The organism is Bacillus sp. FJAT-44742, from assembly GCF_002797315.1.
In the GTDB taxonomy this organism is placed as follows: Bacteria; Bacillota; Bacilli; order Bacillales; family Marinococcaceae; genus Thalassorhabdus; species Thalassorhabdus alkalitolerans.
This window is the reverse complement of sequence record NZ_KZ454936.1, coordinates 3,340,246-3,357,013: the sequence shown is the minus strand read 5'-3', so window position 1 is coordinate 3,357,013 and position 16,768 is coordinate 3,340,246. Positions and strand designations below refer to the sequence as shown.

Annotated in this window: 15 protein-coding genes, 4 tRNA genes and 2 pseudogenes; 18 read left to right on the top strand and 3 right to left on the bottom strand. The window is 42.5% G+C overall.

The window, feature by feature from the left end:
* The first annotated feature begins 52 nt into the window (after window positions 1-52).
* Together CEF17_RS16510 and CEF17_RS16505 are read left to right on the top strand one after the other, a co-directional pair.
* Window positions 53-1,207 (top strand): aminotransferase class V-fold PLP-dependent enzyme, encoded by a 1,155-nt coding sequence (locus tag CEF17_RS16510; protein WP_100400492.1) that lies wholly within the window; start codon window positions 53-55, stop codon window positions 1,205-1,207.
* 33 nt (window positions 1,208-1,240) lie between these two features.
* Window positions 1,241-1,957 carry a DUF554 domain-containing protein gene (locus CEF17_RS16505; RefSeq protein ID WP_100400491.1) on the top strand — a complete coding sequence of 239 codons (717 nt, stop codon included), beginning with the start codon at window positions 1,241-1,243 and terminating at the stop codon, window positions 1,955-1,957.
* A 259-nt stretch (window positions 1,958-2,216) separates the two neighbouring features.
* Here the strand turns inward: CEF17_RS16505 and yyaC are convergent, their stop codons facing one another.
* A complete protein-coding gene (gene yyaC, locus CEF17_RS16495) occupies window positions 2,217-2,882 on the bottom strand; it encodes a spore protease YyaC (RefSeq protein ID WP_100400489.1) in 666 nt (221 codons plus the stop codon).
* A 96-nt stretch (window positions 2,883-2,978) separates the two neighbouring features.
* On the opposite strand from yyaC, the gene CEF17_RS16490 reads away from it, so the two are divergent.
* The 11 genes from CEF17_RS16490 (at window position 2,979) to CEF17_RS16440 (ending at window position 14,197) form a co-directional block, all read left to right on the top strand.
* On the top strand, window positions 2,979-3,998 hold the full coding sequence (locus CEF17_RS16490) for a YkvI family membrane protein (protein ID WP_100400488.1): 1,020 nt from the start codon (window positions 2,979-2,981) through the stop codon (window positions 3,996-3,998).
* A gap of 228 nt (window positions 3,999-4,226) precedes the next feature.
* A complete protein-coding gene (locus tag CEF17_RS16485) occupies window positions 4,227-4,430 on the top strand; it encodes a DUF951 domain-containing protein (protein WP_100400487.1) in 204 nt (67 codons plus the stop codon).
* A gap of 562 nt (window positions 4,431-4,992) precedes the next feature.
* A complete protein-coding gene (ychF, locus tag CEF17_RS16480; RefSeq protein ID WP_100400486.1) occupies window positions 4,993-6,093 on the top strand; it encodes a redox-regulated ATPase YchF in 1,101 nt (366 codons plus the stop codon).
* A 119-nt stretch (window positions 6,094-6,212) separates the two neighbouring features.
* On the top strand, window positions 6,213-6,500 hold the full coding sequence (gene rpsF, locus CEF17_RS16475) for a 30S ribosomal protein S6 (RefSeq protein ID WP_100400485.1): 288 nt from the start codon (window positions 6,213-6,215) through the stop codon (window positions 6,498-6,500).
* A gap of 24 nt (window positions 6,501-6,524) precedes the next feature.
* Entirely contained in the window at window positions 6,525-7,016 is a 492-nt protein-coding gene (gene ssb / locus CEF17_RS16470; protein WP_054636257.1) for a single-stranded DNA-binding protein, read from the top strand.
* 68 nt (window positions 7,017-7,084) lie between these two features.
* Window positions 7,085-7,312: a 30S ribosomal protein S18 gene (rpsR, locus tag CEF17_RS16465; RefSeq protein WP_054636258.1), complete on the top strand. Its 228-nt coding sequence runs from the start codon at window positions 7,085-7,087 to the stop codon at window positions 7,310-7,312.
* 301 nt (window positions 7,313-7,613) lie between these two features.
* Window positions 7,614-8,555, top strand: coding sequence for a YybS family protein (locus CEF17_RS16460; RefSeq protein ID WP_054636259.1), 942 nt, complete (start codon window positions 7,614-7,616; stop codon window positions 8,553-8,555).
* A gap of 11 nt (window positions 8,556-8,566) precedes the next feature.
* Entirely contained in the window at window positions 8,567-10,537 is a 1,971-nt protein-coding gene (locus CEF17_RS16455; protein ID WP_100400484.1) for a DHH family phosphoesterase, read from the top strand.
* Window positions 10,534-10,977 carry a 50S ribosomal protein L9 gene (gene rplI, locus CEF17_RS16450; protein ID WP_054636260.1) on the top strand — a complete coding sequence of 148 codons (444 nt, stop codon included), beginning with the start codon at window positions 10,534-10,536 and terminating at the stop codon, window positions 10,975-10,977. Before CEF17_RS16455 ends, rplI begins: the two co-directional genes overlap by 4 nt.
* A gap of 167 nt (window positions 10,978-11,144) precedes the next feature.
* Window positions 11,145-12,512, top strand: a complete 1,368-nt coding sequence (gene dnaB / locus CEF17_RS16445) for a replicative DNA helicase (protein ID WP_100400483.1) — start codon at window positions 11,145-11,147, stop codon at window positions 12,510-12,512.
* Between the two features lie 395 nt (window positions 12,513-12,907).
* Entirely contained in the window at window positions 12,908-14,197 is a 1,290-nt protein-coding gene (locus CEF17_RS16440; protein ID WP_100400482.1) for an adenylosuccinate synthase, read from the top strand.
* On the opposite strand, the pseudogene CEF17_RS20695 reads toward CEF17_RS16440, so the two are convergent.
* Together CEF17_RS20695 and CEF17_RS20690 are read right to left on the bottom strand one after the other, a co-directional pair.
* Window positions 14,110-14,625 (bottom strand): annotated as a pseudogene (locus CEF17_RS20695) (transposase); the annotation flags it as partial. The gene CEF17_RS16440 and the pseudogene CEF17_RS20695 sit on opposite strands and share 88 nt — an antisense overlap.
* Window positions 14,626-14,629: 4 nt before the next feature.
* Window positions 14,630-14,866: pseudogene (locus CEF17_RS20690) on the bottom strand (transposase); the annotation flags it as partial.
* A gap of 522 nt (window positions 14,867-15,388) precedes the next feature.
* On the opposite strand from CEF17_RS20690, the gene CEF17_RS16430 reads away from it, so the two are divergent.
* From CEF17_RS16430 to yycF, 5 genes are all read left to right on the top strand, one after another.
* Window positions 15,389-15,464, top strand: a tRNA-Lys gene (locus CEF17_RS16430).
* A 65-nt stretch (window positions 15,465-15,529) separates the two neighbouring features.
* Window positions 15,530-15,604, top strand: a tRNA-Glu gene (locus CEF17_RS16425).
* A gap of 16 nt (window positions 15,605-15,620) precedes the next feature.
* Window positions 15,621-15,696 (top strand) — tRNA-Asp (locus tag CEF17_RS16420).
* Between the two features lie 7 nt (window positions 15,697-15,703).
* Window positions 15,704-15,779: transfer RNA gene (locus CEF17_RS16415), tRNA-Phe, on the top strand.
* A gap of 281 nt (window positions 15,780-16,060) precedes the next feature.
* Window positions 16,061-16,768, top strand: coding sequence for a response regulator YycF (yycF, locus tag CEF17_RS16410; protein WP_100400481.1), 708 nt, complete (start codon window positions 16,061-16,063; stop codon window positions 16,766-16,768).

Here is a 16,768-nt window from a genome sequence, read left to right as displayed (position 1 = left end):
GTTTACAGGAGAGCCATCTCCGGCATCGCCAAAGAATGAGGAGGAAATATTTATGATTTATTTAGACCATGCCGCTTCTTCCTACCCAAAACCTGAGATGGTAGCGAAAGAAATGGCTTCAGCTGTAATGGATTACGGAGCCAATCCAGGCAGAAGTGGTCACGAGTTGTCTCGGAAAGCTGCAGAAAAAATTTCAGATACGAGGAAGCTGCTGGCTCGTATGTTTGAGGCCCCTTCGGCTGAATATGTTATTTTCACTCAGGGAGCTACCATGTCTTTAAATATGGCCATAAAAGGGCTGAACTGGGAGCATGGAGATCATGTAATCAGTACAGCTTTTGAACACAATGCTGTTCGAAGGCCCCTTGAGTTTTTAAAAAGAGAGTATGGAGTAAAGATTACTTACATTGAAGCTGATTTAAATGGAAAGATTTCTATTTCTGCCCTGGAGAACAGCATAACGGAGAATACAAAAGCTATTGTAACGACCCATGGGTCAAATGTGACTGGAACAATAGTGGATTTGAGTAACATAGATATGCTGGTCAAAGAAAAAAACCTAACATGGATAGTGGATGCTTCTCAAACAGCCGGAGTTATTCCTCTTTCAATGAATAAGCTTTCCATTGATTTAGCGGCGATCCCTGCTCACAAAGGGCTGCTTGGCCCGCAGGGGGTAGGAGCCCTGTTACTCAGTAAAAAAGTACAAATTGATCCGCTGATTCACGGCGGAACAGGATTATTTTCATCAGAGGAGGACATGCCTGATAAGCTGCCTTTTACTTATGAGGGAGGCACTTTAAATACACCGGGTATTGCCGGGTGGTATGGAGGGTTAAAGGAAGTTGAGAGGCTGGGAGAAAAAGCAATCTATGAGCATGAGAAATCCTTGGCAGAGTTTGTATTACAGGACCTGAAAAAAATGCCCGAATACAAAGCATTTGGACCGGAGCTAGGGAAGGAACGGCTTGGGGTGCTTTCTTTTCTCCTTGATGGAGTTGATTCTCAGGAAATTGCAGCTGTGCTCGATTCTCATTACAACATTGCTGTACGTGGCGGTGTTCACTGCAGTCCTCTCCTTCACCAGCAGCTGGAAACTTCAGACTGCGGTTTAATTCGGGTCAGCTTTGGTCCTTATAATACAAAAAAAGAAGCAGAGGAATTACTTATTGCATTAGAAGAAATAAGGGATGGATTTTTACTGTAACCAGATTGTGCATCTTTATTAGGAGTTAATGAAATGATTCTACTAGGTACTATTGTAAATGGATTAGCTATTATTATTGGCTCTTTACTGGGACTGGGTTTTAAACGGATTCCTGAACGAGTGAAAACAACGATCATGCAGGCCATCGCCTTGGCAGTGATGGTATTGGGAATTCAAATGGGGATGCAAAGCGAACAGTTTTTAATTGTAATTGGAAGCCTGGTGATCGGAGGCTGGATTGGAGAAAGGCTGCAGATAGAGGATCACCTCAACCATCTGGGACAATGGCTGGAGCGAAAGACCGGTGCAAAAGACGGAGAAGGACAAATCGCAAAGGCCTTTGTTACCACAACCCTTATCTATGTAGTAGGAGCCATGGCTGTATTAGGAGCTCTCGACAGCGGCTTAAGAAACGACCACAGCGTATTGTATACAAAAGCTCTCTTAGACGGCTTTTCAGCTTTGTTATTTACCACCACTTTAGGCATTGGAGTAATCTTTTCATTTGTCCCGGTTGTCCTTTATCAAGGAAGCATTGCTCTGCTTGCCGGACAAATTGATCGTCTGCTGCCCAGTGAGCTGTTGGACATGTTTATTGTAGAAATGACTGCCACCGGTGGAGTTATGATTCTTGCCATTGGCTTAAAACTTGCGGGGATTCTTGATATGAGGATTGCCAACCTTCTTCCTGCCATTCTAGTAACAGGCGGGTTAGTCTCCGTTGTTTATTATGTTGATCTTCTCTTTTAGAAAGTGGCTCTGTAAAAAGGGAGAGACAGAAATCCTGCTCACCACCATCACAGGAGGCTGAGGGTATGTTCAGGACAATGGAAAAGGATCGTGAATGGAAGGGAAAGGAGCCTGCACAGGTATCGCCCTTGTGCTAGTAAAGCAAAGGGTGTTACTGACACCCGGGGTCTTAGTGAATGGCTAAAGAGTGAAAACCCGGACCATTTATTACAGTGGTTCGGGTTTTCTTTGAATCTTTGGCTCCTGTCTCTTATCTTTTTTATGATTTTCTAATAGGCTGTACTTCCAGGGACGGGGAAGGAAAGAAGCTCTTTGTAGTCTTTGTGGGAGCGGGAGCTGGTTCAACAGTGCGATCACGGAGACGCAGGTCCGTTTTACGCAAACTTTCGGCAATATGTTCGGCCATGGACATTACAGTGTGGAGCCTTGTATTTTGCAGAACAAAATATTCCATCATTCCGCTGACATTTACAATGGCGGTAATGTGCATGTCACCTACAGCTGGGAGCTTCTTTTTCATAGCAGAACCAGGATGTACTGGACCTTCAGCAACATTAATTTTCCCCACATTTTTCATGCGGCCCAAGCAGGCATCCACAGCTATAATAAAAGGTGAATCGTGGGTGACAGCTATTTGTTCAAGCACACTCTCAAGGTTAAGAGCGTGTACCGGGTCAGCCAATGTGCCGTACACATGAAGCCGCTGGCGTCTTTTCTTGGAAAGTAATGTTCCCGCTAGAGGGCCAAGAGAGTCACCGGTAGATCGGTCTGTGCCGATGCATACGATCACAATGTCTCTGTGTGCCGGAACCTCTTTTAATTGAGAGGTTAAGCTTCGAGTCAGCTGTTCTACCGCTTGCTCATCATCAATATGGACTTGAAAGGAATAGGGTGGCTGGCCAAAACGAATTTTTTTACCAATCATATTTGTCTCTCCTTTGTCATACTAGTCCCATTATAGGGACGCTTTCTTTTTTCTATACTCAGCGAGAAAGTAAAAGTCTGATTTAGGGAGCGATATATGGTAAGTGGCGGACTAAAATGGATGTGCTTAATTATTGGTACGATGATCGGCGCAGGATATGCATCAGGACGAGAATTATGGGAATTTTTCGGCCATGAAAGCGGACTGGCTATTCTTTTATTTACAGTTATGTTTAGTGCTAGCTGTCTCATTATCCTTCACATTAGTTATCAAAGCGGGTCCTCTGATTATGTTGGTGTGCTGCACAAGTTAATGGGACGGAAAGTAACCGTTTTGTACGATGGATTGATTATCATGTACCTGTTTACAACGAGCGGAGTAATGGTTGCCGGCGGCGGAGCCACAATGCAAACCTTCCAAATCCCTTACTGGGTGGGCGTACTTATTATCAGCAGCTTTCTAGTATTATTGTTTGTTTGGGACGTAAATGGGTTAACAAGCGTAAATTCATTGATAATTCCCATCTTGATTACCAGTCTTCTTTTTACGTTAGTGGTCTTTCAATGGGAAAGCGGGAATGCTTTGTTTTTTGAAGAACCAGGCCAAAGAAACTGGCCTGCAGCCTTTACCTTTACAGCGTTAAATATTCTTCCCTTAGTTGCTGTGCTTTCAGCTGTAGGCAACAAAATAAAGCATGAAGGAGAAATCTGGATAGCGAGCATAGGAAGCGGTCTTATACTTGGCGGTCTCTCCTTCCTTTATAATCAATCATTAATTGTAGTTGCCAGCGACATTATGCTTTACGAAATTCCTCTTTTTGCCATACTAAATGCGTACCCATACGGCATGCTGCTGTTTATGGCTTTTCTTCTTTGGATGGCCATCTTTACCACAGCAGCGAGCGGCATATTCGGGTTAGTGAGCCGTGTGAAAAGCTGGCTTCCATGGCCGGCCTGGGTGCTGTCGATTATGTTTCTTATGTTGATGATTCCGATGACGAGCATTGGATTTTCTAATCTTGTGGCGTTCCTATATCCTTTATATGGGTTACTAAATTTATATTTGCTGGGAGCTGTCCTTCTTTACCCTTTTTTACAAGGCAAGAACAGTCTGTAGGCGAAACAGGCTTATTGACAAAAGGTACTTGTTATCTACCTAATCTATTTCCCGGGTAATAGGAGGAAAAAACCACCAAAGGGCATGAGAGAGGTATTTGACATAAGGGAAGGGCTGTTTGCTCTTTTTACAAGGTATGAAAGTCGCTATCTTTGTAAATCAAGTGTAAACTAATAGGAAAAGCAAATAGGAAACTGTGTAGTAAGAAGGTAGAAAGAGGTGAATCAGTTGGCGGATCAGCCTTTTCAATTAAACGATGTAGTGGAAATGAAAAAACCTCATCCATGCGGGGAAAACAAGTGGAAAGTTATCCGTATGGGAGCCGATATCCGGATTAAGTGCCAGGGGTGTGGGCATAGTGTCATGCTGCCAAGAAGAGAATTTAGAAAAAAAATCAAAAAAATAATCGAACGGGCTGAAACCCAAGAGTAGTATTCAGGACTCTTGGTGATAACGGCTCTAAAAGAGCAGGCTTTGTTTTAGAAGTAAATTTACAACAAGATGGTAACCAAGCCAAAGAATAACCAAACGCTTCCGATGCCAAAAAAGAGGGTCGGAAGCGTTTGGTTTGATTTCTTTAGTGTGTAAAAAGCAATACTTCTTGTTCTTTATAATCATGATACGCATAGGAAAAAAGCAGGAGCTGAGGCAGAAGTGCAACGTTCGTTCAATCTTCACGCCAACCGCATGTATGTTGTTTTCTATGTCTCAGTCAGCGCCTCAGCTTCCTCGTAAGCAAAAGTCGCTGACTGCGGGATCATCAGGTAGAAACATCTTTGGATAACCTTATTCGTTTGAAGAAAAAATCATCCTTTTGCGATGACTGGCAACTCCACCTTGTTTTTTACCCTTGATCTCTCTATAATTGTAAAGGTGAAAAAACTGGATTTACAAAAGGTTAAGGCCTTTTTGGCAAATATATAAACGGCTCTAACGCTCTCAGTAAATTGAAATGAGGGCAATATTTTTATGAGAAAAAAGGAAGTGACGTTTCATGGCATTGACAACAGGGATAGTAGGTCTTCCAAACGTAGGAAAGTCCACTTTATTTAATGCTATTACCCAGGCAGGAGCAGAATCAGCAAACTACCCGTTTTGTACCATTGACCCAAATGTGGGGATCGTAGAGGTCCCTGACGAGCGACTTCAAAAGCTGACTGAGCTTGTGAAGCCAAAAAAGACTGTTCCGACAGCTTTTGAATTTACAGATATTGCGGGCATTGTAGAAGGCGCCAGTAAAGGTGAGGGACTTGGAAATCAGTTCTTATCCCATATCCGCCAAGTGGATGCTATTTCACACGTTGTCCGCTGCTTTGAAGATGGCGATATCACTCATGTTTCCGGAAGAGTAGATCCAATCAGTGATATCGAGGTCATTAACCTTGAGTTAATTTTAGCGGACCTTGAGTCAGTAGAAAAACGGCTCACAAAAGTGGCAAAGCAGGCCAAGTCAAAAGATAAAGAAGCAATGGCTGAATATAGTGTCCTATTGAAGCTTAAGGAAGTGTTTGAACAAGAGATGCCGGCACGCAGCCTCGAGCTTACAGAAGAGGAAGAAAAGCTTGTTCACGGTTTTCATCTTCTGACGAAAAAGCCGGTTCTTTATGTCGCTAATGTAAGTGAAGAAGATCTTCTAAGCGAAGAGGATAACGAACATTTACAAAAGGTGAAGGAATTTGCAACCAAAGAAAACTCTGAAGTAATTACTGTTTGTGCAAAGATAGAATCTGAGATTGCTGAGCTCGATGGAGAAGAAAAGGAAGAATTTCTTCAGGAACTTGGGATTTCAGAGTCCGGCCTCGACAAACTCATCAAAGCAGCTTATCAGCTTCTTGGCCTGGAAACCTATTTCACAGCAGGAGAGCAGGAAGTACGAGCATGGACGATCCGTAAAGGCACAAAGGCTCCTCAGGCAGCCGGAGTGATTCATACAGACTTTGAGCGCGGCTTCATCAGGGCAGAAGTAGTTTCTTATGATGACCTGGTAGAAAGAGGCTCTATGGCAGCCGCCAAGGATGCAGGAAAAGTAAGACTTGAAGGCAAAGAATATATTGTTAAAGACGGTGACGTGATTCATTTCCGTTTTAACGTGTAAGGGATATTGCCAAAGGTGAAAGACTCTGCTATAATTGCTAATTGCGAGTGAAAACGATTTGTACGTTTTTTCTCCTTGCTCCTTTACGGAGCCGTAAGACCAGAAGGAGGTGACGCATTATGCGCAAATACGAAGTTCTTTATATCATTGCTCCAGATCTTGATGAAAACGGAACAAAGGAAACAGTTGACCGTTACAGCAACGTTCTTACCAACAATGGAGCAGAGATTGAGAAAGTAGACGAGATGGGAAAACGCCGTCTTGCTTACGAGATCAATGATTATCGCGATGGTTATTATGTAGTGGTATACGCTAACTCTAACACTGAAGCGATTAATGAATTTGATCGTCTTGTAAAGATGGATGACAAGATTCTCCGTCACTTAGTAGTTAAAGACGAAGATTAATGAATGGAACCGGGAGGGGATTCGATGATCAATCGTGTAGTGTTGGTCGGGCGTCTCACCCGTGACCCTGAATTGAGATATACACCAAACGGCGTAGCAGTGACCAATTTTGGAATTGCTGTAAATCGACCGTTTACAAATCAGCAGGGAGAGCGGGATGCTGATTTCTTCAATTGCGTAACGTGGAGAAAACAAGCAGAAAACGTCGCCAACTACTTAAAAAAAGGAAGTATGGTCGGCATAGATGGTCGTTTGCAAAGCAGAAGCTTTGAAAACAATGAAGGTCGTCGTGTAAATGTGGTAGAAGTACAAGCAGAGAATGTGCAATTTTTAGAGCCTAAGAATGCTTCCGGAGGAGCACGTGACGATTTTCGAGGCGGACAACAAGGGTCGTATGGCGCGGCTCAAGGTGGTTATGGCAGCCAAGGAAAACAAGGCTCTTCGAACCTTGATGAAGATCCGTTTGCTAGTGATGGAAAGCCCATCGATATTTCTGATGATGATTTACCGTTCTAGTAACCCTCCCACCACGAGATAAAGAATAGTATATATAAATAAAACCTAAATTAAAGGAGGCGAAATACATGGCACGTCGCAGAGGTAAGCGTAGAAAAGTGTGTTACTTCACGGTGAACAAAATCGAAAAAATCGACTACAAAGATGTTGATCTTTTGAAGAAGTTCATCTCTGAAAGAGGGAAAATTCTTCCTCGCCGAGTAACTGGAACTTGCGCAAAGTATCAACGCCAACTGACTAAAGCAATCAAACGCTCTCGTCAAGTTGCATTGCTACCATACGCAAAAGAGCAATAATATTAGTGGAAAGCATAACAGGTTTACGTCTGTTATGCTTTTTTTGTTCTTTTGTCTACAGTGTATAAGAGCAATGCATGGTTCCTTTTACCTCCTGTTCCTGTAGCCGTCCATAAACGGTATATTGCACAGTTGTCTTCGTGGTATAGGGTCCATGCACTGCCTCTTCCTTTACTTGTTCCCTTTCTTTTTTGATTGGAATGGGATAAAATAGACAAATGAATTTACCAATATCTCACACACTATTTAACAGTAATGATAATGAACAAAGTATAGTTGTAGAACATAATGAGGTGAAACCATGCAGAGAACAAAGGCTCTGACAGAAGGGGCTTTACTTACAGGACTTTTTATTGTTCTTATGCTGATGGCCCTTTGGGTGCCGGTTATTAATATGATTGTTTTATGGTTTCTTCCCCTGCCCTTTATCGTGTACGTAGTTAGACATGGAGTAGGAGCAGGACTGGTAATGTGGGGAGTAGCTTTCTTATTATCTTTCATCATTTCTGGATTGTTTGGTTTTCCTTTCACCTTTTTCTTTGGTGCAGGCGGGATCATAGTAGGGGAAATGATACGCAGGAAAAAAGAAGCGCTGGCTGTGTTAGTAGGTGGAAGTCTTGCTTATATTTTTGGTTTGCTGCTTCTTTACATCGGAAGCATTGTCCTTTTTGATATAAATGTAGTACAAACCTCTCAGGAAATGATGAGGCAGTCCATGGAAACGGCTGAAAATATGCTGGGTGGTTTGGGGCAGGAAACGGACGAGGAAGCAATGGCAGTCTGGAGAGAGGCACTTGATCAGCTGCAGTATCTGATACCGGTTATATTGATTCTAACTGGCATCACGTTCGCTCTTGTTACCCAGTTGATTGCTCATGTGATTTTAAGAAGGCTGAGAGAACCAGTTGAACCTTTTCCTCCTTTTCGAGAGGTGAATTTTCCTCGCTCGCTCCTTTGGTATTATCTGGTAGCGGCGGTGCTGGTAATTGTTGGACTGGAAGAAGGCACATCCATGTATATTGTCGTTGCAAACATATTTCCTATTCTTGAGCTGGCCATGACAATTCAAGGAATAACTGTGATGTTTACTTATACACATGCTAAATCAATGTCTAAGGCTTTACCAATTCTTTTAGTGATCGTGGGAATCTTCCTGCCTTTTATCCTTTATCTCATTCGAATCTTAGGTATAATTGATTTAGGATTTAACTTGAAAAAAAGGATTGAAACTGACAAGAAGTAGGGGTTGACTTTATGCCTAAGTTCTTGATGAAACGGTGGCACGGCTATCATATTATTGCCCTGTTTACGGTAGCCACAGTGTTTATAGGGCTGCTTACCCTTTACCAGTGGGAGCTTGGTTTGCTGGGCTTTTTTCTTCTGGGTCTTTTGCTGTTTTTCACGGTACAAGCGCGAAAAGCTTTTGAAAAAGATCTGGAAGAATACATTTCTACATTGAGCCACAGAGTAAACAAAGCTGGTGAAGAAGCTGTCACGGAAATGCCTATAGGCATGGTGTTATATAATCCGGATTATGCCATTCAGTGGTTGAATCCTTATATGATGTCTTATTTTCCAAATGAATTTCTCGGGGAATCTTTAGATGAGATATCAGATGAGCTCATTCCCTTAATAAAAAAGAAAGAAAGTGAAAAGCAAATCCATATAGGCACCAGGCATTATCACGTGTACTCGCGACCCGAGGAACGTCTCCTCTACTTCTTTGATATGACTGAAACAGTAAGGACAAGAAGTTTATACAGCGAGGAACAAACCGTCATTGGGCTTATATATCTTGATAACTATGATGAGGTAACCCAGGGAATGGAAGATCAAATCCGCAGCAAATTAATGAGTCAGGTGACGTCTTCTTTGAATAACTGGGCCAACCGCCATGAAATTTTATTAAGAAGCACTTCATCTGATCGGTATATCGCCGTATTTAATCAGCGGGCGCTTCATGAAGTGGAAGAAACACGCTTTGATATATTAGATGAGGTCAGAGAGCTTACAGGAAAGGAAAAAGTCTCCATTACGTTAAGTATTGGAATTGGTACAGGGGAGTCTTCTCTCCGTGAAATCGGAGCACTTGCCCAATCCAGTTTAGACCTGGCCTTAGGACGAGGCGGCGACCAAGTGGCGATCAAAGAACAAAACGGGAAGGTACGGTTTTACGGCGGAAAATCCAATGCGATGGAAAAGCGTACCCGTGTGAGAGCCAGGGTTATCTCTCACGCGCTAAGGGATTTTGTTCTTGAGAGTGACCAAATTATTATTATGGGTCATAAAAATCCGGACATGGATGCGATTGGTGCGGCGATTGGTGTCTTGAAAATCGCAGAAGTCAACGATAAGGATGCCTATATTGTAATTGATCCTTCGGATATTAATCCTGACGTCCAAAAGCTCATGGAGGAAGTAGGAAAGCATGAGGATCTATGGGCTCATTTTATTACTCCTGAGGAAGCAATGGATGAGCTTTCTCGCCATACCCTTGTCGTTGTCGTGGATACCCACAAGCCATCTATGGTAATTGAACCGAGAATTGTCGAAGCAGTTGAAAGAGTCGTGGTTCTTGACCATCATAGAAGAGGGGAAGAGTTTATAAAGGACCCTGTTCTTGTGTATATGGAGCCATACGCTTCCTCTACATCAGAACTAGTCACTGAGCTTCTTGAATACCAGCCAAATAAGCTGGAAATGGATACCTTGGAAGCAACTTCTCTGCTGGCAGGAATTATTGTCGATACAAAAAGCTTTGCAATCAGGACCGGGTCAAGGACTTTTGATGCAGCATCTTTCTTGAAAGCAAACGGGGCGGATACGACACTTGTTCAGCAGCTTTTAAAGGAAGATATAGATAAATATGTGAAGCGCTCTAAGCTTATTGAACAGGCATATATTTACCGGGAGGGTCTGGCCATTGCCAAGTCATCTGAAGAAGATACCTTTGGGCAGGTTTTAATTGCTCAGGCTGCAGATACACTTCTAACTATGAATAATGTTCGGGCGTCCTTCGTCATTTCTAAGCGGGAGGATGAGAGAGTCAGTATAAGTGCCCGCTCCTTAGGTGATGTCAATGTTCAGGTGATCATGGAAGCAATGGGCGGAGGCGGTCATTTAACCAATGCCGCCACACAGCTTGAAGATGTGACTCTTGAAGAAGCGAGAGAAGCGCTTGAACTTGCAATAGATGAATTTTTAGAAGGGGGAACACAAACATGAAGGTGATTTTTCAACAAGAAGTCAAAGGGAAAGGCAAAAAAGGGGAAGTGAAGAATGTTTCTGAAGGATATGCAAGGAACTACTTGTTTCCCAACAACCTGGCTGTAGAAGCAACAAAAGGAAACATGAAAAACCTTGAAGCAAAAAAGCAAAGTGATAATAAAAAAGCAGAAGAAGAACTAGAGAAAGCCAAAGAATTCAAGGAAAAGCTCGAAGCAGCCAAAGTGGAAGTCAAAGCAAAAGCCGGGGAAGGCGGCCGTCTCTTTGGAGCGGTATCCACTAAGCAAATTGCTGAAAAGCTAAAGGATATGAATTTAAAAGTAGAAAAGAAAAAGATTCAGCTTGATGAACCTATTCGCAGCCTTGGTGTTACAAAAGTGCCCGTTAAGGTTCATCCAAAAGTAACAGCAACTGTAAATATTCACGTCGTAGAAGAATAAAAAAGAAATGGCTGATATTGTCAGCCATTTCTTTTTTATATCTATCTTGAATACATTGGACGAAAGAGTCATTTCTTTCATATTTCTTTTTCTACAGGCTCGCCTTATAATAGAACATGGCAGGAAAATGAGCCAAGAAAATATTTATACTAGGAAGGCGATGTACGATGAATGAAGTGTTTACAGACCGGACACCGCCTCAAAACATAGAAGCTGAACAAGCTGTGTTAGGGGCGATTTTCTTAGAAGGCGAGGCCCTTGTAACAGCTACGGAACACCTTACCCCTCATGATTTTTACCGGGCTTCACACCAACGAATCTACCAAGTAATGATAAATTTAGCTGATAAAGGTGAGCCAGTTGATTTAGTAACAGTAACCTCTGCCTTGCAGGATGCACAGCTGCTAGAAGAAATAGGAGGCCTTTCCTATTTAACGGATCTGGCTAATTCTGTACCAACTGCAGCAAATGTTGGGTACTACAGCCAGATTGTTGAGGAGAAGTCGTTACTGCGACGGCTTATACGGGCAGCCACAAACATTGCTTCTGAAGGCTATGCAAGTGAAGAAGAGGTAGAAGATATACTAAGTGAGGCTGAAAAATCTATATTAGAAGTTTCTCAGCGTAGAAGTACAAGCGCTTTTGTATCCATCAAGGATGTCTTGATAGAAACCTATGATAATATTGAAATGCTTCAAAACCGAGGAGAAGATGAAGTTACGGGAATCTCCAGCGGATTTGTGGAGCTGGATCGAATGACTGCCGGGTTTCAGCGAAGTGATTTAATTATTGTGGCGGCAAGACCTTCCATGGGGAAGACAGCATTTGCTTTGAATATTGCTCAAAACGTTGCGACCAAAACGGAGGAAAACGTGGCCATTTTCAGTCTGGAGATGGGAGCATCTCAGCTCGTGCAGCGTATGCTTTGTGCAGAAGGAAACATTGACGCACAAAAAATGCGGACAGGGGCTTTGGAGGAAGAAGATTGGGAAAAACTAACTATGGCAATGGGGAGCCTTTCAAGGGCTGGCATTTATATAGATGACTCTCCGGGTATTCGTGTCGGAGACATCCGCGCTAAATGTCGTCGGTTGAAGCAGGAACAAGGCCTTGGAATGATTCTGATTGATTATCTACAATTAATCCAGGGAAGCAGCAAAGGGGGGGAAAGCAGGCAGCAGGAAGTTTCAGAGATTTCCAGAAACCTGAAAGCAATTGCCCGTGAGCTTGACGTCCCCGTCATTGCGTTATCTCAGCTTTCCAGGGGAGTAGAATCCCGCCAGGATAAACGACCAATGATGTCTGACTTGAGGGAATCTGGAAGTATTGAGCAGGATGCTGATATTGTTTCCTTCCTTTACCGTGAAGATTATTACGACAAAGAAGCAGAGAACCAAAACATCATAGAAATTATCATTGCAAAACAGCGTAACGGACCTGTAGGAGCGGTAGAGCTTGCTTTTATTAAGGAGTACAACAAATTTGTTAACCTTGATCGGAGCCATGATGACACCTTTGCTCCTCCGGTAGCTTAGCCAGAACAAGCCTTAAGAGGATCTTTCTCTGTATGTTTTAAGAATCTTAGCTGAAACTAAGGAAGATTCTTTACGATACAGAGGGGATATTTCTTAAGGTTTTTTTCTGTACCGGAAAGAGGAGGAGGAGGAAAATCACGTATTCTCATGGTAGTCTGTGTTTCTCTTCTCATATACATAATTATAACGAACATATAACTTTGTCATTAACAAAAATGTTCGGGTTTTGTTGACTTGCTTATGGTAAGTTGATACAATATGAAAGGGTTTTTAGGAGAAAAAACTTCTTAAATGAATATCTGCCTGCACAGAACCTTTTGGAGAATTTTTCGTAACAAAAGATGTGTTTTGGCTTATAAGAGAGTGGTTGTACATACTTTTTGGAGGTGGACGCTTTGTCGTCAGTAGTTATTGTAGGTACACAGTGGGGAGACGAAGGAAAAGGAAAAATTACAGATTACCTCTCGGAAAATGCAGAGGTTGTGGCTCGATATCAAGGTGGAAATAATGCCGGCCATACGATTGTGTTTGGCGGAAAGAAATATAAATTGCATTTAATCCCTTCAGGAATTTTTTATGATGATAAAGCTTGTGTGATTGGAAATGGAATGGTAATCGATCCAAAAGCGCTTGTGGAAGAGCTGGCTTATCTTCATGAAAGAGGTGTAGACACCAGCAATTTGAGAATCAGCAATCGTGCTCACGTGATCTTGCCTTATCATATTAAATTGGATGCCGTAGAAGAAGAAAGCAAAGGTACCAATAAAATCGGAACGACCCGCAAAGGGATTGGTCCTGCATACATGGATAAAGCAGCAAGAATCGGGATTCGCATTGCCGACCTTCTGGATAAAGAAGAGTTTGAGGAAAAGCTTGAAAGAAATCTTAAAGAAAAAAATCGTCTTCTGGAAAAGATTTATGATGCAGAAGGCTTTAAGATCGAAGACATACTTGAAGAATACTATCAATACGGTCAGCAAATCTCAGAGTATGTGGCTGATACATCTGTTGTGTTAAATGATGCGATTGATGAAGGTCGCCGCGTATTGTTTGAGGGTGCACAAGGGGTTATGCTGGATATCGATCAGGGGACTTATCCGTTTGTCACTTCTTCCAACCCTATTGCAGGTGGAGTGACGATTGGATCAGGTGTTGGTCCTTCCAAGATAGATCACGTGGTAGGTGTGTCTAAAGCTTACACTACACGTGTAGGAGATGGCCCGTTTCCAACTGAATTGCATGATGAAACAGGCGACCAGATCCGTGAAGTTGGTAATGAATACGGAACTACCACCGGACGTCCAAGAAGAGTAGGGTGGTTTGACAGTGTAGTTGTCCGCCATGCAAGAAGAGTAAGCGGACTGACTGATCTTTCTTTAAACTCCATTGATGTATTAACAGGAATTAAAACCTTGAAGATTTGTACAGCATACAAGTACAAAGGAGAGATTATGGAGGAGTTCCCGGCAAGCTTGAAAGTATTAGCTGAATGTGAACCTGTCTACGAAGAACTTCCAGGGTGGGAAGAAGATATTACAGGCGTAAAATCACTCGGAGACCTTCCTGAAAATGCCCGCCATTACATTGAGCGGATTTCTCAGTTAACGAACATTCCTTTAACGATTTTCTCTGTTGGACCAGACCGGAACCAGACAAATCTTGTCCGGGGCGTGTGGGGAAGATAACAAAGTGCAGGAACAAGTGGCTGGGACAAAACAGTCTCTGAAAAGGTATAAAAGGTGTCAGTTATCGATTTTCGATAGCTGGCACCTTTTTGTTGATCAGAAATGGGTTGATGGGGCTTACGGGCGGTGTACTTTCTCAAGTTCACCGCCATTAATACAAATCCAATTTCGTTTTTCACCTGTTTTTTTCCTCTCACCGACATTCGGGTGAAACGCAAATTAGCCTTCAGAAATCCGAAGGTTGGCTCCACATCGACCTTACGCTTCCCATAGATCTCACCGGTTTCCTCGTCTGAAAGCAGTTCTTGAATATAGGCTTTTTGATTTTTCCACTTCTCATTGTAATGAATCTTGCGGTTATTTCCTTCCTTGGCTTTCGTACACTGAGAACAAAATGGACATTCCAAACAATCTTCACTTTCATAAACCCCTTAAACATTTAATCTTTCTTCCTGAGAAAGTGGATTGTGTGTAGGCGCATAGGATCAGCTTTATCATCATTTTTGGATGGTAGGCTGGACAGCCGGTTGAACGCAGGAAGCCACTGAATGCTTCATCTGGTATGGCTTCAACGAGCTCATTGACCGCAAAGGCAACATCATTTTCCTGGAGTTTATAAGAAAGGTCAATCGGCAAAACAACTTGATTCATGTTATAATCTTTAAACATAAGGATACCTCCGATTCTGTTATTTTGTGGTGATTTAACTTTATCAGAAGGTATCCTTTTTGTGTACATATACGTTGGTGGTTCAAACATCACGAGACGCCTGCGGGAAAAGCAAGATCTGAAGATCCGCCGGGGCGGTTTCACCCGGCTAGCTGAAGCCTTGCCCGCTGCATAGAAGACACCGTGAAAGCGAATGAAATGAAGCTGAACGGATGTCGCACTTGTACCTTTAGGTGCATGCGAGTGTATTTTTGAACAATCAACTGTTTAAATACTTCCTATAGCAAAAGCCCTCAACGACGGTGAGGGTCCTTCTATTTAGCTGAGTTTTGTCCCAGCCTCTTGTTTTTTTCATACTTTTCCTTTTCATGGACAGGGCGGAATGTTAAAATAGGTACAGAATTTAAGGAAGAACAAATTTTTTAAAAAAGAATATAGATTTCTCCTTGCATTAAAAAAACACCTGTGATACTATTAATCATGTCGCCGAAAACAAAGCATAACTGCTTGCGAGACATACAGGAGCCATTAGCTCAGTTGGTAGAGCATCTGACTTTTAATCAGAGGGTCGGAGGTTCGAATCCTCCATGGCTCACCATTTAATTACATAGTACATAAGTTTTATGATATGGAAAGTGACATAGAACACTTCTTTTCCTGTAAGGCCCGTTGGTCAAGTGGTTAAGACACCGCCCTTTCACGGCGGTAACACGGGTTCGAATCCCGTACGGGTCACCATTTCATTTCATAAACTGGGCCTGTGGTGTAGCGGTTAACATGCCTGCCTGTCACGCAGGAGATCGCGGGTTCGATCCCCGTCAGGCCCGCCATGTTTTAGGCTCGATAGCTCAGTCGGTAGAGCAGTGGACTGAAAATCCACGTGTCGGCGGTTCGATTCCGTCTCGAGCCACCATTTCATACTCTGTGAGTATGTTTTTTTTATAGGAATAATTGAATGTAGATAAAAATTGACACTGCGCGGTTGGTAAACCGGGCAGTTTTTCAGTAAATAAAGGAATAACCTTAGGATGGTCAATCCTTATAACAGAGAAAAGACGGCAGATAAGGAAGTATTTCATTAACAAGATAACTTCCCCTGCTCGCTATGTTACAATAGAAGCTGAATTAACGATCCAACGCTTCTTTATGCTGGGCGATTAATCTTTTAGTGATGAAGAAATGGAGCGGATGAGGATGGACAAGAAAATTCTTGTTGTCGACGATGAGCAGCCGATTGCTGACATTTTAGAATTTAGTTTAGATAAAGAAGGCTTTGAAGTACAAGTGGCTTATGATGGAAAAGAAGCAGTAGAAAAAGTGCATGAATTTGAACCTGACTTGGTGCTTCTGGATATTATGCTTCCCCATCAGGATGGAATGGAAGTATGCAGAGAAATCCGCAAGCATTTTGAAATGCCTATTATTATGCTTACTGCCAAAGATTCAGAGATTGATAAAGTACTGGGCTTAGAGCTTGGTGCTGATGATTATGTAACAAAGCCTTTTAGTACCCGGGAATTAATTGCCAGAGTTAAAGCTAATTTACGAAGGCATCAAGCCCCTCCTGAAGAAACAGAACAAAAGCAAAAGGAAATTCAATTTGGCGATCTGCTCATTGATCCGGATGCGTATCTTGTTTCAAAGCGAGGAGAGCCTATAGAACTTACACATCGAGAGTTTGAACTGATCTATTATTTAGCAAAGCACATTGGACAAGTTATGACACGAGAGCATTTACTTCAAGCTGTTTGGGGCTACGACTATTTTGGTGACGTACGAACAGTGGATGTAACTGTACGCCGGCTCCGTGAAAAAGTGGAGGATAATCCTAGCTACCCTACGTGGATTATTACGAGAAGAGGAGTAGGCTACTATTTAAAAAACCCTGAACAGGAGAAATAA

Bases quoted from the DNA above. Each gene is read 5' to 3' on its own strand.
- CEF17_RS16510 (WP_100400492.1), top strand. From the start codon at position 53: ATGATTTATTTAGACCATGCCGCTTCTTCCTACCCAAAACCTGAGATG.
- CEF17_RS16505 (WP_100400491.1), top strand. From the start codon at position 1,241: ATGATTCTACTAGGTACTATTGTAAATGGATTAGCTATTATTATTGGC.
- yyaC (WP_100400489.1), bottom strand. From the start codon at position 2,882: ATGATTGGTAAAAAAATTCGTTTTGGCCAGCCACCCTATTCCTTTCAA.
- CEF17_RS16490 (WP_100400488.1), top strand. From the start codon at position 2,979: ATGGTAAGTGGCGGACTAAAATGGATGTGCTTAATTATTGGTACGATG.
- ychF (WP_100400486.1), top strand. From the start codon at position 4,993: ATGGCATTGACAACAGGGATAGTAGGTCTTCCAAACGTAGGAAAGTCC.
- rpsF (WP_100400485.1), top strand. From the start codon at position 6,213: ATGCGCAAATACGAAGTTCTTTATATCATTGCTCCAGATCTTGATGAA.
- ssb (WP_054636257.1), top strand. From the start codon at position 6,525: ATGATCAATCGTGTAGTGTTGGTCGGGCGTCTCACCCGTGACCCTGAA.
- rpsR (WP_054636258.1), top strand. From the start codon at position 7,085: ATGGCACGTCGCAGAGGTAAGCGTAGAAAAGTGTGTTACTTCACGGTG.
- CEF17_RS16460 (WP_054636259.1), top strand. From the start codon at position 7,614: ATGCAGAGAACAAAGGCTCTGACAGAAGGGGCTTTACTTACAGGACTT.
- CEF17_RS16455 (WP_100400484.1), top strand. From the start codon at position 8,567: ATGCCTAAGTTCTTGATGAAACGGTGGCACGGCTATCATATTATTGCC.
- rplI (WP_054636260.1), top strand. From the start codon at position 10,534: ATGAAGGTGATTTTTCAACAAGAAGTCAAAGGGAAAGGCAAAAAAGGG.
- dnaB (WP_100400483.1), top strand. From the start codon at position 11,145: ATGAATGAAGTGTTTACAGACCGGACACCGCCTCAAAACATAGAAGCT.
- yycF (WP_100400481.1), top strand. From the start codon at position 16,061: ATGGACAAGAAAATTCTTGTTGTCGACGATGAGCAGCCGATTGCTGAC.